At 67.4% G+C, this 23,702-nt stretch carries 19 protein-coding genes; 6 read left to right on the top strand and 13 right to left on the bottom strand.

The window, feature by feature from the left end:
- Window positions 1-15: 15 nt before the first annotated feature.
- Complete coding sequence (locus ACVENA_RS18855; RefSeq protein WP_449326633.1) at window positions 16-2,280, bottom strand: NADP-dependent malic enzyme; 2,265 nt, start codon at window positions 2,278-2,280, stop codon at window positions 16-18.
- 370 nt (window positions 2,281-2,650) lie between these two features.
- Between ACVENA_RS18855 and mutS the strand changes: the two genes are divergently transcribed.
- On the top strand, window positions 2,651-5,311 hold the full coding sequence (mutS, locus tag ACVENA_RS18850) for a DNA mismatch repair protein MutS (RefSeq protein ID WP_449326632.1): 2,661 nt from the start codon (window positions 2,651-2,653) through the stop codon (window positions 5,309-5,311).
- Window positions 5,308-8,067, top strand: a complete 2,760-nt coding sequence (locus ACVENA_RS18845; RefSeq protein ID WP_449326631.1) for a [protein-PII] uridylyltransferase — start codon at window positions 5,308-5,310, stop codon at window positions 8,065-8,067. The genes mutS and ACVENA_RS18845 overlap by 4 nt, the downstream gene beginning before the upstream one ends.
- A gap of 96 nt (window positions 8,068-8,163) precedes the next feature.
- Here ACVENA_RS18845 and ACVENA_RS18840 read toward each other — a convergent pair whose 3' ends face one another.
- From ACVENA_RS18840 to ACVENA_RS18785, 12 genes are all read right to left on the bottom strand, one after another.
- Window positions 8,164-8,586: a methylated-DNA--[protein]-cysteine S-methyltransferase gene (locus ACVENA_RS18840; RefSeq protein ID WP_449326630.1), complete on the bottom strand. Its 423-nt coding sequence runs from the start codon at window positions 8,584-8,586 to the stop codon at window positions 8,164-8,166.
- Between the two features lie 162 nt (window positions 8,587-8,748).
- Window positions 8,749-9,186 carry a GFA family protein gene (locus ACVENA_RS18835; RefSeq protein WP_449326629.1) on the bottom strand — a complete coding sequence of 146 codons (438 nt, stop codon included), beginning with the start codon at window positions 9,184-9,186 and terminating at the stop codon, window positions 8,749-8,751.
- Window positions 9,183-10,133: an alpha/beta hydrolase gene (locus ACVENA_RS18830; RefSeq protein WP_449326628.1), complete on the bottom strand. Its 951-nt coding sequence runs from the start codon at window positions 10,131-10,133 to the stop codon at window positions 9,183-9,185. Before ACVENA_RS18830 ends, ACVENA_RS18835 begins: the two co-directional genes overlap by 4 nt.
- Window positions 10,134-10,385: 252 nt before the next feature.
- Window positions 10,386-12,773: a phenylalanine--tRNA ligase subunit beta gene (gene pheT / locus ACVENA_RS18825; protein WP_449326627.1), complete on the bottom strand. Its 2,388-nt coding sequence runs from the start codon at window positions 12,771-12,773 to the stop codon at window positions 10,386-10,388.
- A complete protein-coding gene (pheS, locus tag ACVENA_RS18820; protein WP_449326626.1) occupies window positions 12,770-13,864 on the bottom strand; it encodes a phenylalanine--tRNA ligase subunit alpha in 1,095 nt (364 codons plus the stop codon). The genes pheT and pheS overlap by 4 nt, the downstream gene beginning before the upstream one ends.
- A 110-nt stretch (window positions 13,865-13,974) precedes the next feature.
- Window positions 13,975-14,877 (bottom strand): helix-turn-helix domain-containing protein, encoded by a 903-nt coding sequence (locus ACVENA_RS18815; RefSeq protein ID WP_449326625.1) that lies wholly within the window; start codon window positions 14,875-14,877, stop codon window positions 13,975-13,977.
- A gap of 473 nt (window positions 14,878-15,350) precedes the next feature.
- Window positions 15,351-15,716 carry a 50S ribosomal protein L20 gene (gene rplT, locus ACVENA_RS18810; protein ID WP_257546047.1) on the bottom strand — a complete coding sequence of 122 codons (366 nt, stop codon included), beginning with the start codon at window positions 15,714-15,716 and terminating at the stop codon, window positions 15,351-15,353.
- A 13-nt stretch (window positions 15,717-15,729) separates the two neighbouring features.
- A complete protein-coding gene (gene rpmI / locus ACVENA_RS18805) occupies window positions 15,730-15,933 on the bottom strand; it encodes a 50S ribosomal protein L35 (RefSeq protein ID WP_257546045.1) in 204 nt (67 codons plus the stop codon).
- A gap of 130 nt (window positions 15,934-16,063) precedes the next feature.
- Complete coding sequence (locus tag ACVENA_RS18800; protein WP_449326624.1) at window positions 16,064-16,414, bottom strand: GFA family protein; 351 nt, start codon at window positions 16,412-16,414, stop codon at window positions 16,064-16,066.
- A gap of 23 nt (window positions 16,415-16,437) precedes the next feature.
- On the bottom strand, window positions 16,438-17,220 hold the full coding sequence (gene hisN / locus ACVENA_RS18795; protein WP_449326623.1) for a histidinol-phosphatase: 783 nt from the start codon (window positions 17,218-17,220) through the stop codon (window positions 16,438-16,440).
- 4 nt (window positions 17,221-17,224) lie between these two features.
- On the bottom strand, window positions 17,225-18,160 hold the full coding sequence (locus ACVENA_RS18790) for a ribose-phosphate pyrophosphokinase (protein WP_449326622.1): 936 nt from the start codon (window positions 18,158-18,160) through the stop codon (window positions 17,225-17,227).
- A gap of 72 nt (window positions 18,161-18,232) precedes the next feature.
- Window positions 18,233-19,006 carry a LytTR family DNA-binding domain-containing protein gene (locus tag ACVENA_RS18785; RefSeq protein WP_449326621.1) on the bottom strand — a complete coding sequence of 258 codons (774 nt, stop codon included), beginning with the start codon at window positions 19,004-19,006 and terminating at the stop codon, window positions 18,233-18,235.
- Window positions 19,007-19,181: 175 nt separating this feature from the next.
- Between ACVENA_RS18785 and ACVENA_RS18780 the strand changes: the two genes are divergently transcribed.
- The 4 genes from ACVENA_RS18780 to ACVENA_RS18765 all read left to right on the top strand — a co-directional run bounded on the left by ACVENA_RS18780 (window position 19,182) and on the right by ACVENA_RS18765 (window position 23,613).
- A complete protein-coding gene (locus ACVENA_RS18780; RefSeq protein WP_449326620.1) occupies window positions 19,182-19,685 on the top strand; it encodes a DUF2306 domain-containing protein in 504 nt (167 codons plus the stop codon).
- Between the two features lie 33 nt (window positions 19,686-19,718).
- Window positions 19,719-21,380 (top strand): NAD+ synthase, encoded by a 1,662-nt coding sequence (locus ACVENA_RS18775; RefSeq protein WP_449326619.1) that lies wholly within the window; start codon window positions 19,719-19,721, stop codon window positions 21,378-21,380.
- A gap of 47 nt (window positions 21,381-21,427) precedes the next feature.
- A complete protein-coding gene (locus ACVENA_RS18770) occupies window positions 21,428-22,735 on the top strand; it encodes a glutamate--tRNA ligase (RefSeq protein WP_449326618.1) in 1,308 nt (435 codons plus the stop codon).
- Window positions 22,736-22,884: 149 nt separating this feature from the next.
- Complete coding sequence (locus tag ACVENA_RS18765) at window positions 22,885-23,613, top strand: energy transducer TonB (protein ID WP_449326617.1); 729 nt, start codon at window positions 22,885-22,887, stop codon at window positions 23,611-23,613.
- The last annotated feature ends 89 nt before the right edge of the window (window positions 23,614-23,702 follow it).

Raw genomic sequence — 23,702 nt, 5'->3', positions numbered from 1 at the left:
AGGGGATTCCTCTCGTTACCCCGCAATTCCGCCCGCGGCGAGCACCGCCAGCGTCACCAGGTCCGACGCGGGGGAGGCCATGGTCGCGACCTGCACCGGCTTTTCCATCCCGATCAGCATCGGGCCGATTACCGCGCTGCCGCCGAGTTCGCGCAGCAGCTTCGCCGACAGATTGCCCGATTGCAGCCCCGGCATGATCAGCACGTTCGCGGCCCCCGACAGGCGGCAGAAGGGATATTTCTCCATCACCTTCGCATTGAGCGCGACGTCGGGCGCCATTTCGCCTTCATATTCGAACTCGGGCTTGCGCTCGTCGAGGATGTGGACCGCTTCGCGGATATTATCGAGCCATGACCCCGGCGGGTTGCCGAAGGTCGAATAGGAGAGGAAGGCGACGCGCGGTTCGTGCCCCATCCGCCGCGCGACCTGCGCGGTGCGCTCGGCGATGTCGGCGAGCATTTCGGCCGACGGACGTTCGTTGACCGTCGTGTCGGCCATGAACACCGTGTGATGCTGGCCGACGAGGACATGGATGCCGAACGCCGTCTTGCCCTCGGCGGGGTCGATCACGCGCCGCACCTCGCGCATCGTCTGCGAATAGGTGCGGGTGACGCCGGTGATCATCGCGTCGCCGAGGCCGAGCTTGAGCAGCAGCGAACCGAAGATGTTGCGGTCGCGGTTGACCATGCGCTCGATATCGCGGCGGAGATAGCCGCGGCGCTGAAGCCGCTCGTACATCATCTCGACCATCTGCGGCACATGCGGCGAATTGACGCTGTTGTGGACCTCGAAGCTTTCGGGATCGGTGACCCCCATCACGCGCAGCTTGTCGTGCAGCCCCTCGCGCCCGACGAGCACCGGAATGCCGTAGCCGCCGTCGCGGAACTGGATCGCCGCGCGCAGCACCACTTCCTCCTCGCCCTCGGCGAAGACGACGCGCTTCGGATTGGCGCGCGCCGCTTCATAAGCAAGTGTCAGCACCGACGTCGTCGGGTTGAGCCGCGCGCGCAGGCTGGTGCGATAGGCCTCCAGATCGGCGATCGGCTGCTGCGCGACGCCGGTGTCCATCGCCGCCTTGGCGACCGCGGCGGGGACGATCTCCATCAGCCGCGGGTCGAAGGGCGAGGGGATGATATATTCAGGGCCGAAACTCGACGCCCGCCCGCCATAGGCCGCCGCGACCTCCTCGGGCACCTGCTGGCGCGCGAGGTCGGCGATCGCATAGGCGGCGGCGATCTTCATCTCCTCGTTGATCGCCGTCGCGCGCACGTCGAGCGCGCCGCGGAAGATGAAGGGGAAGCAGAGGACGTTGTTGACCTGGTTCGGATAGTCCGAGCGCCCCGTCGCGATGATCGCGTCGGGCCGCGCCGCGCGCGCATCGGGGGGCGAGATTTCGGGATCGGGGTTCGCCATCGCGAAGATGATCGGCGCGGGGGCCATGTCCTTGACCATCTCGGGCTTCAGCGCGCCCGCGGCCGACAGGCCCAGGAAGACGTCGGCGCCCTTCAGTGCCGCGGTCAGGTCGCGCGCCTCGGTCGGCACCGCGTGCGCCGACTTCCACTGGTCCATCCCCTCGGTGCGGCCCTGATAGATGGTGCCCTTGCGGTCGCACATGATGACATTCTCGTGCCGCACACCCATCGCCTTGATGAGCGCGGTGCAGGCGATCGCGGCGGCGCCGGCGCCGTTGACGACGACCTTGATCTCGCCGAGATCGCGGCCGGTCAGGTGGCAGGCGTTGATCAGGCCGGCGGCGGTGATGATCGCGGTGCCATGCTGGTCGTCATGGAACACCGGGATGTTCATCTTCTCTTTCAGCGCCGCCTCGATGATGAAGCAGTTGGGCGCGGCAATGTCTTCAAGGTTGATGCCGCCGAAGCTCGGTTCGAGCAGCTCGACCGCGTCGATGAACGCCTGCGGGTCTTCGGTCTTCACTTCGAGGTCGATCGAGTCGACGTCGGCGAAGCGCTTGAAGAGGACGGCCTTGCCTTCCATCACCGGCTTCGAGGCGAGCGCGCCGAGATTGCCGAGGCCGAGGATCGCGGTGCCGTTCGAGATCACCGCGACCAGATTGCCCTTGATCGTATAATCATAGGCCTTGGCCGGATCCTCGGCGATCGCGTTGACCGGGACGGCGACACCGGGCGAGTAGGCGAGGCTGAGGTCGCGCTGGGTCGCCATCGGCTTCGAGGCGATGATCTCGATTTTCCCAGGCCGGCCGTAATTATGGTAGAGCAGGGCCTCGCGGTCCGAGAATTGCACCTTGTTGCCGCTGTCCATGTTTTTCCCCTTGGTTCGATTCCAGACGCGCGCCCGTTTCCCAATCCCCTAGCGTCACCTTGGCGAAATGTAACTGCCTACGGAGCGAGCCTCGGGAAAAAGATTCGCGCGGCGTGCGAACAAACCTGGTTGGCGTTACGTTCTTCGTCGCCTCGGACGAAGACCTGCTAACGCCCGGAAGGTAGCGTTTTGCGTTTCACAGGTTCGTCATTCCCGCGAAAGCGGGAACCCAGAGCGTGCGTCGGCTGACCCCACACTGGGTTCCCGCTTTCGCGGGAATGACGATGATGGGAAGCAGCTTCCCGCCCCGAAGCTGTCCTCATGTCGCCCGCGGCTTGCCATGCCGCCCCCAATCACTAAGCAGAGTGCGATGCCTGCCACCGCCCGCCCCGCCGCCAACAGCAACAGCGCACCCGCCGCCACCCCGATGATGGCGCAATATTGGACGCTGAAGGAGAAAGCGGGCGATTGCCTGCTCTTCTATCGCATGGGCGATTTCTTCGAGCTTTTCTTCGATGATGCGAAGGCGGCGGCATCGACGCTCGACATCGCGCTGACCTCGCGCGGCGAGCATGGCGGCGCGCCGGTGCCGATGTGCGGTGTTCCCGTGCACAGCGCCGAATCCTATCTCGCGCGGCTGATCAAGGCGGGGCACCGCGTCGCGATCGCCGAGCAGATCGAAACCCCGGCCGAGGCGAAGGCGCGCGGCGGCTCGAAAGCGCTCGTCGCGCGCGACATTATCCGCTTCGTCACCGCGGGGACGCTGACCGAGGAAGCGCTGCTCGAAGGGCGCAGCGCGAACCGGCTCGCGGCGCTGGCGCGGGTCGGGAGCGAGGGCGAGGTCGCGATCGCCGCCGCCGACATCTCGACCGGGCGGTTCGAGGTCGTCGCCGTGCGCCCCGAACAGGTCGACGCCGAGCTTGCGCGGCTCGCGCCCTCCGAACTGCTGGTCAGCGAACAGGCCGAAGAGGTGCCCGAGTGGGTCGCGCGTCAGGTCGTGCGGCGCCCGCCATCCGACTTTTCGAGCACGGCGGCCGAGAAGCGCCTCGAAAGCTTCTTCGGCGTGCAAACGCTCGACGGCTTCGGCCAGTTCTCGCGCGGCGAACTGGCGGCGATGGGCGCGCTCACCGCCTATCTCGACCATGTCGCGACCGGCCAGCCGATCTTCCTCCAGCCGCCGCTCCGCGTATCAGCGTCGGGCCGGATGGCGATCGACGCCGCGACGCGCGAAAGCCTCGAGCTCGTGCGCACGATGGCGGGCGCGCGCGACGGCAGCCTGCTCGGCACGATCGACCGCACCGTCACCGCGGCAGGCGCGCGGCTGCTTGCCGATGATCTCGCGAGCCCGCTCACCGACAAGGCCGCGATTCTCGACCGGCTCGATCTCGTCGATGCGCTCGCGCGCGATGCGCTGTGGCGCGGCGATCTCCGCGCGGCGCTGCGCGCGCTGCCCGATGCCGGGCGCGCGCTCGGCCGGCTCGTCGCGGGGCGCGGCGGGCCGCGCGATCTTGCGCAGCTTCGCGACGCGCTCGGCGGCGCGCGGCTGCTTCGCGAGCGGCTCGCGCGGCGCCCCGACCTGCCGCCTTTGCTGGCGCGGCTGCTGCCGGGACTCGACGGCCATGGCGCGCTCGTCGACGAACTGACCCGGGCCTTGATCGAAACGCCGGCGGTCGATGCCGCGCAGGGCGGCTATGTCGCCGAGGGTTATGACCATGCGCTCGACGCCTTGCGCGAGACCGCGCGCGACGGGCGCAAGGCAATCGCCGCGCTCGAAGCGCAATATCGCGATCGTACCGGCATCGCCTCGCTCAAGATCCGCCATAACGGCGTGCTCGGCTATCATGTGGAGGTGCCCGCGAAGCACGCCGACGCGCTGATGGCGCCCGAGTCGGGCTTTACCCATCGCCAGACGCTTGCGGGCGTCGTGCGCTTCAACTCGGCCGATCTTCACGAAACCGCGAGCCGCGTCACCCAGGCGGGCGTTCACGCCATCGCCGCCGAGGCCGCGCATCTCGAAGCGCTGACCGATGCTGCGGTGGCGCGGCGCGAGGCGATCGCGGTGAGCTGCGACGTGCTCGCGCGGATCGACGTCGCTGCGGCGCTCGCCGACCATGCGATGAGCCACAATTGGTGCCGCCCCGACCTCGCCGACGAACCGTGCCTCGACGTGGCGGGTGGGCGGCATCCGGTGGTCGAGGCGGCGCTCGCCAAATCGGGTGAGCGCTTCGTCCCCAACGACGTGTCGCTGTCGGAAGCCGACCGGCTGTGGCTCGTCACCGGCCCCAACATGGGCGGTAAATCGACCTTCCTGCGCCAGAATGCACTGATCGTCGTGCTCGCGCAGGCGGGCGGCTTCGTGCCCGCGGCATCGGCGAAGCTCGGGCTCGTCGACCGGCTGTTCAGCCGCGTCGGAGCGAGCGACAATCTCGCGCGCGGGCGCTCGACTTTCATGGTCGAGATGGTCGAGACCGCCGCGATCCTCGCGCAGGCGACGCCGGACAGCTTTGTCATCCTCGACGAAGTCGGGCGCGGCACCTCGACCTATGACGGGCTCGCGCTCGCTTGGTCGGTGGTCGAGGCGGTGCACGAGGTCAACAAGTGCCGCTGCCTCTTCGCGACGCATTATCACGAACTGACGCGGCTTGCCGAAACGCTGAACGCCTTGTCGCTCCACCATGTCCGCGCGCGCGAGTGGCAGGGCGATCTGGTGCTGCTCCACGAAGTCGCCGAGGGCCCCGCCGACCGCAGCTACGGCCTCGCGGTCGCGCGCCTCGCCGGAGTGTCTGCGGCTGTCGTCAAGCGCGCTGAGGCGGTACTGGCAAAGCTCGAAGCGGGGCGCGAGAAGACCGGCGGGCTCGCCGCAGGGCTCGACGATCTGCCGCTGTTCGCCGCGACCCTTGCCGAAGCGCCCGCAGCCGCGACCGACGCGCTGCGCGAGGCGCTTGCCGCCATCGACCCCGACGCGCTCGCGCCGCGCGAAGCGCTCGACGCGCTCTACCGGCTCAAGCAGATATTGGCGGGGGAGACATGAGCGACCTGTTCGACGATCTCGAAAACCGCCGCGCGATCATCGATCGCCGCGAACTGTCCGATCGGCTCGACGCGATCGCCGACGAAACGAGCGATTCGGGTGCGCGTCGCCGCGCGATGGTCGCGCTGCTCAAGGAGGCGCTCGAAACCGGGCGTGCCGAGATCGACCGCCGGTTGCTCGACCATCCCTCGTCGGGGCGTGTCGCGGCGAACGCGACCGCTTTCCTGATCGACCAGATCGTCCGGCTGAGCCACGATTTCACGGTCGACCGCCTCTATCCCGCCAGCAACCGCTCGGCGGGCGAGCGGATCACGCTGATCGCGGTCGGCGGCTACGGCCGCGGCGAGATGGCGCCGTTCAGCGACATCGACATCGGCTTCGTCACGCCGTTCAAGCAGACGAGCTGGACCGAACAGGTGATCGAGGCGCAGCTCTATACGCTGTGGGATTTGGGGCTGAAGGTCGGGCACAGTTCGCGCTCGGTCGACGAGATGATCCGCACCGCGAAGGAGGATCTGACGATCCGCACCGCGCTGCTCGAGGCGCGCTTCATCTGGGGCGACCGCGACCTCTACGACCAGGCTGCGGCGCGCTTCGATGCCGAGGTGGTCGCGGGCAATGCGCGCGCCTTCGTCGCCGACAAGCTCGCCGAACGCGACGAGCGGCACAAGCGCATGGGCGATTCGCGCTATGTCGTCGAACCCAATGTGAAGGAAGGGAAGGGGGGGCTGCGCGACCTTCACACCCTGTTCTGGATCGGCAAGTTCATCCACCGCGTTCGCACCGTCCCCGAGCTCGTCGGCGCCGGGTTGCTCACCGAGCGCGAGCTGCGCCAGTTCGAGCGCGCCGAAAATTTCCTGCTCGCGGTGCGCTGTCACCTCCACACGCTCGCGGGGCGCGCCGAGGACCGATTGACCTTCGATTTTCAGCGCGAGATCGCGCAGCGCATGCATTTCGCCGAGCGGCCGGGCAAGAGTGCGGTCGAGCGCTTCATGCAGCTCTATTTCCTCCACGCGAAAAGCGTCGGCGATTTGACCGGCACCTTCCTCGCGCATCTCGACGAGCAGCTCGCGGCGCGCGGGCGGCGCTTCCTGCCGACGCTGCGGCGGCGGCCGGGCAAGCTCCACGGCTTCGTCCTCGACCGCGGCCGGCTCGCGTTGCCGTCGGACGATTTTTTCGCCGCCGACCCGGTGCGGCTGATCGAGATCTTCGCGCTCGCCGACAAGCATGGCCTTGAAATCCACCCGCAGGCGATGCGCCAGGCGCGCCACGACGCCAAGCTGATCGAGACGCAGGGTGTGCGCCGCAAGGCCCGCGCGAACGAATTGTTCCTCGACGTGCTGACCAGCCCGCGCGACCCCGAAACGGTGCTGCGCTGGATGAACGAAGCGGGGGTGTTCGGGCGGTTCGTTCCCGATTTCGGCCGTGTCGTCGCGCAGATGCAGTTCGACATGTATCATCATTATACCGTCGACGAGCATACGATCCGTGCGATCGGCCTGCTCGCCGACATCGAGCAGGACCGGCTGAAGGACGATCACCCGCTCTCGACGATGATCATGCACCAGCTCCATTCGCGGCGGGTGATCTATGTCGCGGTGCTGCTCCACGACATCGCCAAGGGGCGCGGCGGCGATCACAGCGTGCTCGGCGCCGAACTCGCGCTGCGCGTCTGCCCGCGACTGGGACTCAGCGAAGCCGAGACCGAGACGGTGTCGTGGCTCGTCCGCCACCATCTGCTGATGTCGGCGACCGCCTTCAAGCGCGACCTTGCCGATTTCAAGACGATCCTCGACTTCGCGCAGATCGTCCAGAGCCCCGAGCGGCTGCGCCTGCTCCTCGTCCTCACCGTCGTCGACATCCGCGCGGTCGGGCCGGGGGTGTGGAACAGCTGGAAGCGCCAATTGCTCAGCGAATTGTTCGACTCGGCGGAGGAGGTGCTGCGCCTCGGCCACAAGCAGCGCGGGCGCGAGGCGCGAATCGCGAGCAAGAAGGAAGCGGTGGCGGAGCTGCTCGGCATCGGGGAAAAGCGATTCGCAGCGCTGATCAAGCGGCTTCCCGAAAGCTATTGGATCGCCGAGCCGGTCGAGGTGATCGCCGCCAACCTTCGCCATATCGAGGCCGCGGGCGACGCCCCGCTCCATATCGCCGCGGTGCCCGACGAGGATCGCGGCGCGACATTGGTGATGGTGCTCGCCGCCGACCATCCGGGGCTTTTCTATCGCATGGCGGGGGGAATCCACCTCGCGGGCGGCAACATCATCGACGCGCGCATCCACACGACGCGCGACGGCATGGCGCTCGACAATTTCCTCGTCCAGGATCCGCTCGGCCGGCCGTTCGCCGAGGCGGGGCAGATCGATCGCCTGACCCGCGCGATCGAGGACGCGCTCGCCAATCGCCAGAAGCTGCTGCCGAAACTCGAAGCGCGCGCTTTGCCGCGCACCCGCGCCGAGGCGTTCCGCATCGCGCCGAACGTGTTCATCGACAATAAGGCGTCGAACCGTTTCACGGTGATCGAGGTCAATGCGCAGGACCGCCCGGCGCTGCTCAACCAGCTCGCCTATGCGCTGTTCCAGTCGAAGGTGACGGTGCACAGCGCGCATGTCGCCACCTATGGCGAGCGCGCGGTCGACACTTTCTATGTGACCGACCTGATCGGCGACAAGATCGACGGCGCGGCGCGGGTCAAGAGCCTCGAAAAGCGGCTGCTGGAGGCGGCGGCAAGCCGCAGCGAAGAGGCGGTCGCGGCCTAGAGTGCCGGTTTTGATTCCATCAAAACCGGCACTCTAGATTCTTGTTTTACCGTGTTTTCCGAGTCGTCAGGTGGTTCCACCTGACTTGAAAACACTCTAGAAATCGAATCCTTGTTGCACCGGCGCGACCGGCACGCCCTCGAGTTCGAGCATCCGCGCCTTGGACAGCGCACCGCCCGGTGCGGAGAATCCTCCGATCCCTCCGCCCGCAGCCATGACCCGGTGGCAGGGGATGATCAGCGGCACGGGATTCGTTGCCATCGCCTGCCCGACCGCGCGGGCATGTTCGGGACCCGCATCGAGTGCGCGGGCAACCGCGCCATACGTCGTCGTCTGGCCCCAGCCGAGCTTGCGTACATGGGCATAGACCCGCGCGAAGAAGGGCGGCGGTTCGCCGAGTTCGACCGGCGCTTCGAAAAACTCGACCCGCTCGCCTTCGAAATAGCGGATCGCGGCGTTGATGACCGCCGCGACCCCGGCCGCAGTTCCGAAGAGCTGATAATGGCCTTGGCTGATCATGCCTGATTCTCCGTTCTTGTGGGGAGATATAGGACGGCATTTTTTCAAAGCCATATCGCCGGCGCAAAGGCACGAGCGGCCGGACCGCTTTGGGGTGGAAAGCCGACGTTGCCCAACCGCTTTCGTCATCCCGGATCAAGTCCGGGATGGCGAAAGAGGGGGTCAGCTTGTGCCCGCCTTCACCGGATTTCGCTCATGCGCGGCGATATTCTCCGGCAGTATCAGCCACGCGTGCCGGTCCTGCGCCCAGACCGCCTGCTCGGGCATCGGAAAATCGGGATCGGCAAAGGCGCCGACGGCGACGCCGATCCGGTCGGGAAGCCGGTCGGGTTCCCACCACAGCGACGATCCGCATTCGGGGCAGAAATGGAACGTGACGTCGAAACCGCTCGCCGATGTCCGCCGAAACGTCTTCGCAGCCCCCGCGGCCAGCGAGACGGCAACGCGGGGATAGAAAACCGCGACGCTGAACAGCGACCCGGTGCGCCGCTGGCAGTCGAGACAATGGCAGAGCGAGACTTTCGCGGGTTCGCCGATGCAGCGGAGCTGGAGCCGGCCGCAATGGCAGGTTGCGAGCCGCTCGATCGGCGCGCCGCTCATGCGCCGGTCATCGCGGCGGCGGCGGCGAGCAGCCCCGCGTTGAAGCGCTGCGACAGCGGCGCATCGGGAACCGCGTTGAAGCCGTGGATCGCCCCGGCGTAGCTGTGGAGCTCGACCGGCACCCCGGCGGCGGTCAGCCGCCGCGCATAGTCGAGATTCTCGTCGAAGAAGAGGTCGAGGCTGCCCGTCGCAATATAGGCAGGCGGCAGGTTCGACAGATCGTCGGCGAGGCTCGGCGAGAACCAGCCGCGCCGCGCATCGTCGATCCGGTAATCGCCCTGCAGCGCGCGCCAGCCGAAGCGGTTGCTCGCGCGCGTCCAGATGAATTCGCCGGTGGTCGGGTTGCGCCAGGGACAGGCGTCGCCGCCGGTGCGATGGTCGAGCATAGGATAAGTGAGAAGCTGCCCCGTGATCGCCGGCCCGCCGAGGTCGCGTGCCATGATCGCCAGCGCCGCCGCCAGCCCGCCGCCCGCGCTTTCGCCCGCGACGACGATGCGGCTCGTATCGAACCCGAGCGCATCGGCTTGCCCCGCAAGCCACGCCAGCGCCGAATGGCAATCCTCCTGCGGCGCCGGAAAGGGGTGTTCGGGCGCAAGCCGATATTCGACCGAGGCGACCGGCACGCCGGCGGCTGCGGCTAGTGCCGCCGGTCCCGCCTGCATCTGCCGGATCGATCCCATCACCATGCCGCCGCCATGAATATGCAGGATCGCGCCGCTGCCCGGCCGGGTTTCCGCCGGACGATAGAGGAAGATCGGAATATCGGGCCCGCCGTGGATCGACGGGATCAGCACCTCTTCGGGTGCGATGACCGGCGGTGGCAGGAAGGCATAAGTTTCGGACGCTCTGGCGCGAATATCGGCGATGGGCACCGATTCCAGGTCGATGCGCGGAAAGATGTCGAGCACCGGCGCGATATCCGGGTCGACGAGATGGCGGGTATTCATGGCGGGTTTCTCCCCAGACTCTGTTGCCGGGACAAGTTGCACGAAATTCGCATCGGGCTCCAGACCGTGCGAACAGTTTCCGGTCGTCGGTTTCCGAACGGAAGCGGACACTCTTCTCCCCTCCCGCAAGCGGGAGGGGTCGGGGGTGGGTAGCAACGGTGCAATGGCCCACCCCGCTGGCAAGCCGCTGCTCCAGCGAGGGCGGACTTTGTCCGCGCGGCCTGGGCCTTGTCGGGGCCTCTCCTGCTCGCCCTACCCGCGCAGCACCGCCCCCAGCTTCGCCGCCGCGACAACCACCTTGTCGGCAATCGCCTTCAGATCGGCGTCGGTGAAGCTCTTTTCCTGCGGTTGCAGTTCAATCTCGACCGCGAGGCTAACCTGCCCCTCGGGCACCCCTTGGCCGGCAAAGCGATCGAACAGCCGGGCGTCGACGATCGCCGCCTTATCGGCGCCGCGGATCGCGCGGACCAGATCGGCGGCCGCCAGCCCCTCGGGCGCGAGGAAAGCAAAGTCGCGGCGCACCGATTGCAGCGCGGGCGGCGCATAGGCCACACGCGCCGGGCCGCTCGCGCGTTTCGTCGGAATCGCATCGAGGAAGATCTGCACCGCCATCACCGGGCCATCGACGTCGAAATGTTTCGTCAGTGCCGGGTGCAGCGCGCCATATTCGGCGAGCACCGCCTTGGGGCCGAGCCGCAACGTCGCCGACTGGCCGGGATGCCAGATGCCGGGTCCGGCAACGGCTTCCATCACCTGCAGCCGCTCGGCGGGCGCGCCCGCGGCGTCGAGCAGCGCCAGCGCCGCCGCCTTCGCGTCGAAGGCGTCGAAGGGCGCGGCCTTGCCGGTCTGCCAACCGCGCTGGGTCTTGTCGCCCGCCATTACCAGCCCAAGCGTCGGATGTTCGCAATCGTCCCGATAGCGGCGGCCGATCTCGAACAGGCGGATGCTTCCGGCGCCGCGATCCTGATTGCGCTGCGCGGCGGCGAGCAGGCCGGGGAGCAGCGACGGACGCATCACCTTGAGGTCTTCGCTGATCGGGTTGGCGAGGCTCCAGGTGCCGCCGCCGAAGGGTGCGGCCTCGCGTTCGGAAATGAAGCTCCACGTCACCGCTTCGTGGAAGCCCGCCGCTGCCGCGGCGCGGCGCACCCGGCGTTCGAGCATCTGTTCGGCGGTCGCGGTCGGCCGGGCGACGCCATCGGCGCGCGGCAGCGGCACCGATTCGATCGCGTCGAATCCGGTGATCCGCGTGACTTCCTCGACCAGATCGGGCGCGCCGTCGACGTCGCGGCGCCAGCTCGGCACCGCGACCTGCCAGTGCCCGGCCTGCTCGATGATCGAGAAATCGAGCGCTTCGAGTATCTCTTTCTGGCGCGATGCCGGAATCGCGATGCCGCCGAGCGTCGCCGACAGCGCCGGGTCGTAATCGACCGTCTTCACCTCGGCGGGCGGCGTCCCGGCGCGCGTCACCGCCGACGGCGTGCCGCCGCAGATGGCGAGGATATGACCCGTCACGATCGCCGTTGCGTCGTCGAGGAAGGCCGGATCGACCCCCCGCTCGAAGCGGCTGCGCGCGTCGCTGGTCAGGCCGAGCGCCTGCCCGGTCAGCGCGATGCGTTCGGGGGTGAAATAGGCGATCTCGATCAGCACGTCGGTCGTCGACTCGCTGCACCCGCTATGCTCGCCGCCCATGATGCCCGCGATGTCGTGGACCTCGCGGTCGTCGGCGATCACGGTCATCGTGTCGGCAAGGCTGTATTCCTTGCCGTTGAGCGCGATCGCGGTTTCCCCCGTCCGGGCGCGCCGCGCGACGAGCGCGCCGTTCAGCGTGGCGCGGTCATAGATGTGGCTGGGGCGGCCGAGGTCGAACATCACATAATTGCTGATGTCGACGAGGGCGGAGATCGAGCGTTGCCCGACCGCTTCGAGGCGGCGGCGCATCCAGTCGGGCGCCGTGCCGTTGGTGACGCCGGCGATCGTGCGGCCGAAGAAGGCGGGACAGGCGTCAGGATCGTCGGTGCGGATTTCGGTGGCGGGGGCGCCTTCGCCCGGAATCGTCGGGACGTCGAGCGGCTTCAACGTGCCGAGCCCGGCGGCGGCGAGGTCGCGCGCGATCCCGCGCACGCCCATGCAGTCCTGCCGGTTCGGCGTGATCGAAATGTCGATCACCGGATCGCCCGTGCCCGCATAATCGGCGAAGGGCGTGCCGATCGGCGCGTCGGCGGGCAGTTCGATGATGCCGTCGTGATCGTCGCCGAGTTCGAGCTCGCGCGTCGAGCACATCATGCCGTTCGATTCGACGCCGCGGACGGCGGCGACCTTCAGCTCCATGCCGTTCGCGGGCACCACCGCGCCGGGCAGTCCGAGTACGCCGACGAGGCCCGCGCGCGCGTTCGGCGCGCCGCAGACCACGGTGAGCGGATCGCCGCCGTCGCCGGTGTCGACGGTCAGCACCTGCAGCTTGTCGGCCTGGGGGTGCTTCGAGGCGGTCAGCACCTTGGCGACGCGGAAGCCCGCGAGCTTTTCGGCCGGATTTTCGACGCCTTCGACTTCGTGGCCGATGCGATTGAGCGTCGCGACGACATCGGCGACGGTGAAATCGCCGTCGAGATGCTCGCGGAGCCAGTCGAGGGTGATCTTCATGCCGAAATCCCCCCGCTCAATGTAGGCACCGACAGCGCGCCGAACCCGTAATGCGACAGCCAGCGCAGGTCGCCGTCGAAGAAGGCGCGCAGATCGTCCATGCCATATTTGAGCATCGCCAGCCGGTCGATGCCGATGCCGAAGGCGAAGCCCTGCCATTCGTTGGGGTCGAGCCCGCAGTTCGCGATGACGCGGCGGTTGACCATGCCGCTGCCGAGCAGCTCCATCCACGCATGGCCGCCGTCGTCGCCGTTGCCGCCGACAATTCGCCGGCCCTTTTCCTGAGCATAGCCGACATCGACCTCCGCCGAAGGCTCGGTGAAGGGGAAATAGGAGGGGCGCAGGCGGAGCACGATGTCGTCGCGCTCGAAGAAGGCCTTGAGGAAGGTTTCGAGCGTCCATTTGAGATGCCCCATATGGATGCCGCGGTCGATGACGAGGCCTTCGACCTGATGGAACATCGGCGTGTGCGTCGCGTCGCTGTCGCTGCGATAGACGCGCCCCGGCGCGATGATCCGGATCGGCGGCTGCTCGCTCATCATCGTGCGGATCTGCACCGGCGAAGTGTGGGTGCGCAGCAGCATCGCGCGGCCTTCGGCATCCGTGTCGGGGAAATAGAAGGTGTCGTGCATCGCGCGCGCGGGATGCGTCTCGGGAATGTTGAGCGCGGTGAAATTGCGCCAGTCGTCCTCGATCTCGGGCCCGGTCGCGACCGCGAAGCCCATGTCGGCGAAGATTTCGGCAAGCTCGTCCATCACCTGACTCACCGGGTGGACGCTGCCTTTGGGTGCGGCGGCGGCGGGGAGCGTCATGTCGAGCGTTTCGCCCGCGAGCTTCGCGTCGAGCGCGGCGCCTTCAAGCGCGGTCTTGCGCGCGCCGATCGCGGCGGTGACGGCTTCGCGCAGGCCGTGGATCTTCGGCCCCTCGGCCTGGCGCTCTTCGGGGGTCATGCCGCCGAGCGTCTTGAGCAGCGCGGTGACGCTCCCCGCCTTGCCGAGTGCCGCGATGCGCAGCGCCTCGAGCACGTCGAGATCGCTTGCGGTTTCAATCTCGCCCAGCAGCTTCGCTTTCAAGGCTTCTGTCTCGCTCATCGTCGTTCGTTTCTGTATCGTTCGGGGGACGGCGGTCCCCCGCGCGTCGGTCGTCTGCCGCTTGCACCGAAGGCAGCGCGCGGGTCAAGTCCGGCGGCGCGAAACGCGCGCTATCCGCCGGGCTTGTGGAGCCCCTGCACCGCTTCGCCCGCTGCCGCGGCGCGCGCCAGCGCGGCAGCGCCGAGGATCGGCTTCGGCCGCGCGGCATAGGCGCGTGGACTCATCCCCATGAAGCGCTGGAAATCGCGCGTGAACTGCGCCTGATCATAATAATGATAGTCGAGCGTTTCGATCCAGCTCATCGACGGGTCGAGCATGAAGCGCGCGAGGCTGCGCAGGAAACGCTGGCGGCGCAGCAGCAGCTTGGGCGGAAAGCCGAAGGCGCGCCGCGACAATCGCTCGACCGACCGCTCGGAGAGGCCGAGCTTTTCGGCGAGTTCGGCGACGCTGGTCAATTCGTCGTCGATGAGCGCGGCGTGGGCGGCGAAGATGGCGGGATCGTCGGGCGGCGCGGCGGCGAGCAGACCGGCGAAATGGTCGTCGAGCAGGCGCGCCGCGCTCTCCGCATCATTTGCCTGCCGAAGCTCGTCCGCGAGCGGGGCGTGCGCGGCGAATGCGGGATGCTGCGCGCCATCGACGAAATGGTCCGCGAGATCCTCGGCGGGAAGCGCGAAGAATTTGGCCCAGCCCGCAGGCAGGATTCCAATGCCCCAGGCGCGCATCCGGCCCGCGGCGAAATAGGTCGCTTGGCTCGTTGGGCCGGTGACGATGAAGCGCGGCGCGGGGACCGGCGTGTCGCCGCCGACCGCGGCAAGCGAGGGTTCACCATCGATGAAGCGCAGATTTGCCCATTCGGGATGCAGATAATCCTCGACGCGCACTCCGGGGGCGGCCTCGACCTCGGTGAGGTAGATGATGCTGCAATAGGGACGAAGCGGCTCCGATACGGGAAAGAAGCGCGTCGTGACGCGCACGCCGGCCATCGGCCCGCTGGCAGTTTCTCCCACGGTCATGACGTCATCTCATGCGGAGCGGCGCGTAAAAAAACAACAGTCCAGACGACGCGGTTGTCGGGTTTTTACAATTTTTCGCACGCCCGCGACGGCATATGTCGCGCCATAGGGACACTTCCGCCGGCCGTATGCTTTCTGCGACCCACGGCTATCCGGTTCGGAGGGAGGGGGGCGATGGTTTTCCAATGAGCCATTGTCGGAACGGCGCGAGGGGAAACCTTCGCGCCGTTCCTGTTTGGGGACCGCAGGGCGTCGGCTATCGGCCGAACCCCCTCATCCCGGCGAAGGCCGGGATCTCGCCGGTGCGACATGGCGATAGGGTGAGATCCCGGCCTTCGCCGGGATGACGGGAGCCGTTAGTAGATGTCCGCTCACCACCCCATAGTCGACATCCGGCGCAGGCGATCGCAGCCCAACGAAAAAGGGCGGCCCCGAAGGACCGCCCTTTTGTTTCAGCAATTTCGCCGAAAGCCTTACGCCGCCTTGGGCAGCGCCGCCTTCGCCTGCGCGATGATCGCGGTGAAAACGCCGCCTTCATTCATCGCGAGATCGGCCATGACCTTGCGGTCGAGCTCGATCCCGGCCAGCTTCACGCCGTGCATGAACTGCGAATAGGTCAGGCCTTCGGCGCGGACCGCGGCGTTGATGCGCTGGATCCACAGGGCGCGGAAGGTCCGCTTCTTCACCTTGCGGTCGCGATAAGCGTATTGACCGGCCTTTTCGACCGCCTGCTTGGCGATGCGAATCGTGTTCTTGCGGCGGCCGTAATAGCCCTTCGCCTGATCAAGAATCCGCTTGTGCTTGGCGTGCGTGGTCGTGCCGCGTTTGATGCGTGACATGGTCTAGCGCTCCTTACTTCAGGCCGTAGGGCGCCCAGAGGCGCACGTGGGCCGTGTCCGAATCGCTGAGCACGCTGGTGCCGCGGTTGGTGCGGATATACTTCGAATTGTGCGAAATCAGGCGGTGGCGCTTGCCGGCAACGCCGTGCTTCACCTTGCCCGAGGCGGTGAATTTGAAGCGCTTCTTCACACCGCTCTTGGTCTTCAGCTTGGGCATTTTCGTCTCCTTTTTAAGCGACGATATCGACCGGCCCTGGCAGCCCTTGTCGCCAGGCAGGTCCGCTAATCTATCGTGCGAAGGCGCGCGCCTAGACGGATTCGCGCCGAATTGCAAGCGGGGAAGCGGCCTAGAAGCTCGCGCCGTCGACCTTCTGGATCGTCAGCGAATCGAGGTCGGCCTCGGGAACGCAGCGCAGGTTGACCGCCGCCATCTTCTTGCCGTCGGGGCCGGTGCCGACCGAAAAGCCCTGACAACCGCAGTCGGTGCAGAATTGATGGTCGATATTATGCTTGTTGAACGTGTAGGAAGCGAGCTTGTCGCTGCCGCCCGTCAACTGGAACTGGTCGATCGGCACGAAGGAAAGCAGGAAGCCCTTGCGCAGGCAGTGCGAGCAGTTGCAGCTCATCGCCGTCGTGGGAATGTCTCCCTCGACCGTATAGGTCACCGCGCCGCAATGGCAGCTTCCGTCGAACGCCATGTCTCTCTCCCTGGGGCCTGGCCCTAATGGTGACAGGCAAGCCCTTCGATAACATCTTCCAGCCGCGCCGGATCGCCTAATGCGATGACATGGCCGTCACTGTCGGCGTTCAGCGGCTCGCCGTTCCAGTCGCACATCGTCCCGCCCGCGCCCTCGACGATGGGGACGAGCGCCGCATAATCGTGGAGCTTCAACCCCGCCTCGACCACCAGGTCGATATGACCGCTGGCCAGCAGACCGTAGTTATAGCAGTCGCCGCCGAAAACCATGCGCTTGTGCGACGTCTTTGCCGCGAGCGCCATGAAATGCTCGCCATCGTGGTCGCTGAAATATTGCGGGCCCGTCGTTGCCAGCACGGCGCCGGAGAGGTTGCGGCAGGTGCGCGTACGCGCGGGCTTGCCGTTGAGCAGGGTCGGCTGCCCCGTCGCGCCCACCCAGCGCTCACCGGCGATCGGCTGGTCGATGATACCGATCAGCGGCCAGCCGTCCTGGAGCAGCGCGATCAGCGTACCGAAGATCGGGCGACCGGCCATGAAGCTGACGGTGCCGTCGATCGGATCGAGCACCCATTGGCGCGATGCCTCGGGCCGTTCGGCGCCATATTCCTCGCCGATAATGCCGTCGCGCGGTGCCTCGGCATCGAGCAGGCGGCGCATCGCGGCCTCGGCGGCGCGGTCGGCCTCGGTCACCGGCGAGGCGTCGGCTTTGGCCTCGTGCGAAAAGGCGGCGCGGAAGAAAGGACGGATCGTCGCGCCCGCCGCATCGGCGAGGCGATGGGCGAGGGCGATGTCGGATTCGAGGGTCATGGGCTCAATCGAACAGCGACGACACGCTCGTTTCGTCGGCAATGCGCTTGATCGCCTCGCCGAGCAGCGGCGCGACGGTCAGCGCGCGGACCTTGCCGCTGTCGTTGACCGCGTCGGTCGGCATGATCGAATCGGTGATGACGAGTTCGGTGAGCTCGCTCGCGTCGACGCGCGCGACCGCGCCGCCCGACAGGACGCCGTGGGTGCAATAAGCGACGACGCCTTCAGCGCCCGCGGCCTTCAGCGCGGCGGCGGCGTTGCAGAGCGTGCCCGCCGAATCGACGATGTCGTCGATCAGGATGCAGAAACGGCCCGCGACGTCGCCGATGATGTTCATCACTTCGGATTCGCCGGCGCGCTCGCGGCGCTTGTCGACGATTGCCAGCGGGGCGTTGTCGAGCCGCTTGGCGAGCGCTCGGGCGCGCACCACGCCGCCGACGTCGGGTGACACGACCATCAGATTCTTGCCGCCGAAGCGCGCCTGGATGTCAGCGCTCATCACCGGTGCGGCATAGAGATTGTCGGTCGGGATATCGAAGAAGCCCTGGATCTGCCCGGCGTGGAGGTCGATCGCGAGGACGCGGTCGGCGCCCGAGGTGGTGATCAGATTGGCGACGAGCTTGGCCGAGATCGGCGTGCGCGGGCCGGGTTTGCGGTCCTGGCGGGCATAGCCGAAATAAGGGACGACCGCAGTGATCCGTTTCGCCGAGGCGCGGCGCAGCGCGTCGGTGAGGATCAGCAATTCCATCAGATTGTCGTTCGCGGGGAAATTGGTCGGCTGGACGACGAACACATCCTGGCCGCGCACATTTTCGTGGATTTCGACGAAGACTTCCTCGTCGGCAAAGCGGCGGACGCTGGTGTCGGTCAGCGGCAGTTCGAGATAATCCGCAATCGCGCGGGCCAACGGCAGATTGCTGTTGCCGGAGATGAGTTTCATGGCGAGCGCGGCCCTTTCACGGCGAGTGGGGATGCGCGCCCCTTAGCCAGCAGGGGCGCGAAGGGGAAGGGGTTAAAGCCACCCCGCGGCGCGCAAGTGCGGCATCATGTCGCGCGACACCGGAACCTCCTGTCCGCCTGCCAATGTCAGCATGGCGGAGCGGCCGTCGCGGCGCACCGAGGCGACGGCATCGCGGGCGACCCACCAGCTCCGGTGGACGCGAAGGCCGTCGACGGAACCGAGCCCTGTAATGGCGTCGCGCATCCGCATCAGGACCAGCTCTTCGCGCGCCTCGCCGATGACGCGGACATAATGATCCTCGCCCTTCAGGGCGCGCACGGGGCCGAAGCCGGGCGGCAGGGGAGGCGAGGGCGGCGAGACGATGGATGGCGTTTCGGCGCGCGGCACGTCGGCATCGACCGCTACGGCGGCTGGCGCGTGCGGCTTGCCCGCCGGCGCGCGTCCGAACAGCGCGGTCATGGTGACGGCGACGACGGCGCAGATGATCAATATATAGAAATAGAGCCGCCAGAAGCCGGGCCAGCGGAGCACTTCGGGAAAGCCGATCCCCATCGACATCACCGCGATGATCAGGGTCAGGGGAAAACTGCCGACGACGAGCGCGAGCCATGTGCCCGCCGGTCCCGGCAACCCGGTCGTTTCGCACAGCCAGCGCGCGACGATCCCCGACGGGCGATAGACGGCATAGCCCGCGAGCAGCCAGATCACCCAGACCAGCATCCGTTCGGCGGTGGGCAGCGCGAAGGTGCCGAACGGGCCGAGCAGCCCGAGCAGCAGGCCGAGCGCCGCCATCGCCATCAATTCCATCGCCAGCCGTTTTGCCATCCGGCGGCTTGTGCGGGCCCGTTCGCGAAGCGTCAATGGGCCGCGCGCCCCGCTTTGCGAAGAAATCGGCCGGATCGGCGAAGCGGCGCTTGCCGGCGAACGGCACCGCGACACGAAGAGGGGGAGACCGGCAAACCGCCGGAAAATGTTACCGGATAAAGGACAGGATCGACCCATGACCGCACTTGCTTCCACCCGCAACGCCCTGGCGCTGGTCCGCCGGATCGCGCTGACCGTGCTGCTGATCGCCGGGGTCACCGCGCTCGCCATTGCCGTGCGGCTGGTGGCGGGCGCGCCGTCCGCCTATCGGACGCCGCCGCTCGCGATCTGGGTCCATCTCGCGACAGTGCTTCCCGCGCTGCCGCTCGGCGCCTGGCTGCTGTGGCGTCCGGTCAAGGGCGATCGGGCGCATCGCATCGGCGGGCGCGTCTGGGCGCTGCTGATGCTGGTGACCGCGATCGACAGCTTCTGGATCCGCACCCTCACCGGCGGCATCGGGCCGATCCATATCTTTTCGGTGTTGACGCTCGTGCAATTGCCGCGCGCGATCTGGTTCGCGCGGATGGGCGATATCGATCGCCATCTGAAGACGATGCGCGGGATATTCTTTGGACTGGTCGCTGCGGGTCTTTTCGCGATGGCCCCGGGACGGACGCTGTGGGCGCTTCTCTTCGGTTGAATGGGCAGGGCGGTTGCGCCTAAACCCCCCGACATGACAACCGAGCTCTCCATCGTCCTGTCGCAGATGACCCAGTCGGTCGGCGACCTTGCCGCCAATGCCGACGCGATGCGCGACGTTCGCGCGCGGCACCGGGATGCCGACCTGATTCTCTATCCCGAACTGCAACTGATCGGCTACCCGCCCGAGGATCTGGTGCTCAAGCCCGCGCTCGCCGAGCGTGCGGCAACGGTCATCGCCGAACTGGCGGCCGAGACTGGCGACGGTGGCCCGGCGATGCTCGTCGGGTCGGTCGAGCGCGACGCCGAGGGGCGGCTCTATAATATCGTCGCGCTGCTCGACGAGGGCCGCGTGGTCGCGACGCGGCGCAAACACGAACTGCCCAATTACGGCACCTTCGACGAAAAGCGCGTCTTTGCTCCGGGCCCGCTTCCCGATGTGATCGAATGGCGCGGCGTGAAGCTGGGGCTGCCGATCTGCGAGGACGGATGGTTCCCGGCGGTCTGCGGCCATCTCGCCGCGCAGGGCGCGGAGCTGCTGATCTCGGTTAACGGCAGTCCCTATGAGATCGACAAGGACGACCGCCGCCTGACGCAGGTGTTCGCGGCGCGCGTCGCCGAAACCGGACTGCCGCTGATCTTCCTCAATCGCATCGGCGGGCAGGACGAGCTGGTGTTCGACGGCTGCTCCTTCGTGCTCAACGCCGACGGGACCGCCGCGCACCGGCTGACCGACTGGGAAGGCGAGGAGCGCGTGACGCGCTGGACGAAGGGCGAAGGCGGCTGGACCTGTGAGGCGGGCGCAATCGCCGCGTGGGAGGCACATCCCGCCGATATCTACAGCGCAATGATCCTGAGCTTGCGCGACTATGTTGAACGCAACCGCTTCCCCGGCGTCGTGCTCGGCCTGTCGGGGGGCATCGATTCGGCGATCTGCGCCGCCATCGCCGCCGACGCGCTGGGACCGGACAAGGTCTGGTGCGTGATGCTGCCGAGCCGCTTCACCAGCGAGGAAAGCCTCGACGACGCGCGGAGCTGCGCGGACATGATCGGGTGCCGGCTCGACACCATCGCGATCGCGCCCGCGGTCGAGGCGTTCGATGCGATGCTCGCGGACAGCTTCGCCGACAAGGACGTCGATACGACCGAGGAGAATGTCCAGTCGCGCATTCGCGGGGTGACGCTGATGGCGCTTTCCAACAAATTCGGACCGATGCTGCTGACGACGGGCAACAAGAGCGAGATGAGCGTGGGCTATGCGACCATCTATGGCGACATGGCGGGGGGCTATAATCCGCTGAAGGACGCCTACAAGACGACGGTGTTCGCGCTCGCCCTATGGCGCAACGCGCATGTGCCCCGGCTGTCGCGCAACCCGGTGACGCCGGTGATGCCCGCCAACATCGTCACCAAGCCGCCGAGCGCCGAGCTGCGTCCCGACCAGAAGGACGAGGACAGCCTGCCGCCATATGCCGATCTCGACCGCATGCTCCACATGCTCGTCGAGGAGGAGGCGAGCGTCGACGATGTCGTCGCGCGCTATGGTTTCGACCGCGCCGCGGTGGCGCGGATCGAGCGGCTGCTGATGATCGCCGAGTATAAGCGCCGCCAGGCACCGCCGGGGGTCAAATTGTCGACGCGCAACTTCGGCCGCGACCGGCGCTATCCGATCACCCACGGGTTTCGGACGGGGTAGGCGCACGCGGACTCGCGTCGCGCGCGAATCGGGTTATAGGCGCCTTCATGACCGTCACGACCCGCTTCGCCCCCTCGCCGACCGGTATGCTTCATGTCGGCAATGTCCGCACCGCGCTTCACAATTGGCTGTGGGCGCGAAAGCATGGCGGGCGCTTTCTGCTGCGCATCGACGACACCGACATCGAGCGGTCGAAGGAGGAATATGTCGACGGGATTCGTGCCGACCTTGCGTGGCTCAGACTCGATATCGACGGCGAGGAGCGGCAGTCGGCGCGCTTCGCGCTTTATGAGACCGAGTTTGAGAAGCTGAAGGCCGCGGGCCGCGTCTATGCCTGTTACGAGACGCCCGAGGAACTCGAGATTCGCCGCAAGGTCCTGCTCTCGCGCGGGTTGCCGCCGGTCTATGAGCGCAAGCCCGCCGATGCGCCGGTGCCGGATGGCGTCGCGCCGCACTGGCGCTTTCGTCTCGAACATGGCGCGCCGATCGAATGGACCGACCTGATCCGCGGCGACCAGCATTTCGACCCGAAGACGCTGTCCGACCCCGTCGTGCGCCGCGCCGACGGCAACTGGCTCTATCTGCTGCCGAGCGTGATCGACGATATCGCGATGGGCATCACCCATGTGGTGCGCGGCGAGGATCATGTGTCGAATACGGCGGCGCAGGTTCAGATGTTCGCGGCGCTCGGCGCCGAACCGCCGGTCTTTGCGCACGAGGCGCTTCTCGTCGGGACCGAGGGTAAATTGTCGAAGCGGCTCGGCTCGCTCGGCATGGACGGCCTTCGCGGGCAGGGGATCGAACCGATCGCGCTCGTCGCGCTGCTCGCGCGGCTGGGGACGAGCGATCCGGTCGAGCCGGTGACGTCGCCCGCGCCGCTGATCGAGAGCATCGACTTCGCGCGCTTCGGCCGCGCGCCGGCGCGCTTCGACGAGGCCGAGCTGGCGCTGCTCAATCAGAAGATATTGCACCACACCGATTATGCCGCGGTCGCGCCGCGCCTGCCGGTCGCGATCGGCGAAGCGCGCTGGAACGCGATCCGCCCCAATCTTGCAACCGTTGCCGAAGCCGCCGACTGGGTCGCGGTATTCGACGGCCCCTTCGCGTCGCCCGCGCCCGAGCCGAGCGACCGGCCGGTGCTCGCCGCCGCCGCGGCCGTGGCGCCGGGGCTCGACTGGAGCGCCGATCCGTGGCGCGCGCTGACCGATGCGGTGAAGGCGGCGACGGGCGCGAAGGGCCGCGCGCTCTTCCTGCCGCTGCGCCACGCGTTGACCGGGCGCGATCACGGCCCCGACATGGCCGAACTGCTGCCGTTGATTGCCAAGGATCAGGCGGTCGCACGCCTTTCGGCCTGAGGCGGGCGCTTCATCGAACGCGACTCCCTGTCATATCCCAACGCCGTTACTTGACAAAAATAGAGATGTTATATTATCTCCTAATTCGACCCGGCTCGTAGCGGCGGTCATCGCACGGGGACCGGGTCGATAAGGCAAGGAGAGGTGCCATGACCCTGATTCCCATGATGTCCGCGATCATCGCGAGGCCTGCCAAGCAGAGCGCGCCCGCCGGACCCGCGCCGTTTGCACGCGAAAGCTACGACCCCGGCGCCACGCATCGCCCGGTCGCGGCGATCTTCGCCTTTGGGCTGCCCGCTGCGCTCGTGGTGGCGGTCGCGCTGTCGCCGATGATCATCAAGGAGAAGCCGCGGACCGATCCGCAGACGTGGACCGACTTCACCATCGACAAGCCGAAGCCCGAACCGCAACCCGAACCCAAGCCGCAGACCGATCCCGCCCAGACGCGGGTGGCGCCCGTGCCGTCCCCGCTACCGCCGATCGCGTCGGACCCGCCGATTTTTGACCCCGCGCCGCCCTATACGCCGCCTGCGGGCACGGGATCGGGTTCGGGCGCCGGCGATCCGCCGCTGCCGCCGAAACCCGCGCCTTTCCTCGTCGCCGAGGTCGATCCGCGCTTCGCCGGCAGCTTCCAGCCCGATTATCCGGCGAACGAACAGCGCCGCGAGGTCGAGGGGAGCGTCCGGGTACGCGTGCTGATCGGCACCGACGGGCGCGTCAAGGCGGTCGAGCTCGTCAGCACCGACAGCCAGGGCTTCTTCGAGGCGACGAAGCGGCGCGCGCTGACGAAATGGCGCTTCAAGCCCGCGACGCGCGGCGGCGTCGCGGAGGAAAGCTGGAAGGAAATGACCGTGCGCTTTCAGATCCGGAACGGCTGAGACCCCTCCCGGGAGCGGGCGCGTCCCTGCGTCCGCTCCCGCTTTTCCTCGCCGCACGGCTTGACATCGTCGCCGAATCCGGCCAATGG

Source organism: Sphingopyxis sp. 550A, from assembly GCF_053569535.1.
Note: the sequence above shows the minus strand (reverse complement) of the source record. Positions and strands in the feature narration are given on the sequence as shown.

Bases quoted from the DNA above. Each gene is read 5' to 3' on its own strand.
- ACVENA_RS18855 (WP_449326633.1), bottom strand. From the start codon at position 2,280: ATGGACAGCGGCAACAAGGTGCAATTCTCGGACCGCGAGGCCCTGCTC.
- mutS (WP_449326632.1), top strand. From the start codon at position 2,651: ATGCCTGCCACCGCCCGCCCCGCCGCCAACAGCAACAGCGCACCCGCC.
- ACVENA_RS18845 (WP_449326631.1), top strand. From the start codon at position 5,308: ATGAGCGACCTGTTCGACGATCTCGAAAACCGCCGCGCGATCATCGAT.
- ACVENA_RS18840 (WP_449326630.1), bottom strand. From the start codon at position 8,586: ATGATCAGCCAAGGCCATTATCAGCTCTTCGGAACTGCGGCCGGGGTC.
- ACVENA_RS18835 (WP_449326629.1), bottom strand. From the start codon at position 9,186: ATGAGCGGCGCGCCGATCGAGCGGCTCGCAACCTGCCATTGCGGCCGG.
- ACVENA_RS18830 (WP_449326628.1), bottom strand. From the start codon at position 10,133: ATGAATACCCGCCATCTCGTCGACCCGGATATCGCGCCGGTGCTCGAC.
- pheT (WP_449326627.1), bottom strand. From the start codon at position 12,773: ATGAAGATCACCCTCGACTGGCTCCGCGAGCATCTCGACGGCGATTTC.
- pheS (WP_449326626.1), bottom strand. From the start codon at position 13,864: ATGAGCGAGACAGAAGCCTTGAAAGCGAAGCTGCTGGGCGAGATTGAA.
- ACVENA_RS18815 (WP_449326625.1), bottom strand. From the start codon at position 14,877: ATGACCGTGGGAGAAACTGCCAGCGGGCCGATGGCCGGCGTGCGCGTC.
- rplT (WP_257546047.1), bottom strand. From the start codon at position 15,716: ATGTCACGCATCAAACGCGGCACGACCACGCACGCCAAGCACAAGCGG.
- rpmI (WP_257546045.1), bottom strand. From the start codon at position 15,933: ATGCCCAAGCTGAAGACCAAGAGCGGTGTGAAGAAGCGCTTCAAATTC.
- ACVENA_RS18800 (WP_449326624.1), bottom strand. From the start codon at position 16,414: ATGGCGTTCGACGGAAGCTGCCATTGCGGCGCGGTGACCTATACGGTC.
- hisN (WP_449326623.1), bottom strand. From the start codon at position 17,220: ATGACCCTCGAATCCGACATCGCCCTCGCCCATCGCCTCGCCGATGCG.
- ACVENA_RS18790 (WP_449326622.1), bottom strand. From the start codon at position 18,160: ATGAAACTCATCTCCGGCAACAGCAATCTGCCGTTGGCCCGCGCGATT.
- ACVENA_RS18785 (WP_449326621.1), bottom strand. From the start codon at position 19,006: ATGGCAAAACGGCTGGCGATGGAATTGATGGCGATGGCGGCGCTCGGC.
- ACVENA_RS18780 (WP_449326620.1), top strand. From the start codon at position 19,182: ATGACCGCACTTGCTTCCACCCGCAACGCCCTGGCGCTGGTCCGCCGG.
- ACVENA_RS18775 (WP_449326619.1), top strand. From the start codon at position 19,719: ATGACAACCGAGCTCTCCATCGTCCTGTCGCAGATGACCCAGTCGGTC.
- ACVENA_RS18770 (WP_449326618.1), top strand. From the start codon at position 21,428: ATGACCGTCACGACCCGCTTCGCCCCCTCGCCGACCGGTATGCTTCAT.
- ACVENA_RS18765 (WP_449326617.1), top strand. From the start codon at position 22,885: ATGACCCTGATTCCCATGATGTCCGCGATCATCGCGAGGCCTGCCAAG.